This is a genomic window from Leifsonia sp. SIMBA_070 (genome assembly GCF_046534635.1).
Classification (GTDB): Bacteria; Actinomycetota; Actinomycetes; order Actinomycetales; family Microbacteriaceae; genus Leifsonia.
This window is the reverse complement of sequence record NZ_JAWRYK010000694.1, coordinates 1-249: the sequence shown is the minus strand read 5'-3', so window position 1 is coordinate 249 and position 249 is coordinate 1. Positions and strand designations below refer to the sequence as shown.

The following is a 249-nucleotide window of genomic DNA, read 5'->3' as shown; positions in this document are numbered from 1 at the left end:
GCGAGCAATAAGAGAATGAATATAGTCGAAGAGTATCTTCGAGATGCTCCATCAAGAAATTAGGCTTGGAGCACAGAAAATCAATATCCTCTCTAAACGCGGAAGCTAGATATGGGAGATATGAAATCTCCACAGAGAAGGTATCCTTCTCAAGCAAGTCAAGTTTTTGTACAAAAATCTTGACTAACTCATGCTCAAGAAAATTTAAATCATCATGGAGGCCATCGCCTGCCTCATGTTCACCTATCA

Annotated in this window: 1 protein-coding gene; it reads right to left on the bottom strand. The window is 39.8% G+C overall.

The genetic code is table 11. The features are described from left to right. Window positions 1-249: DNA phosphorothioation-dependent restriction protein DptG (dptG, locus tag SB754_RS22025; protein ID WP_410784430.1), on the bottom strand; the 249-nt coding region annotated here is incomplete at both ends.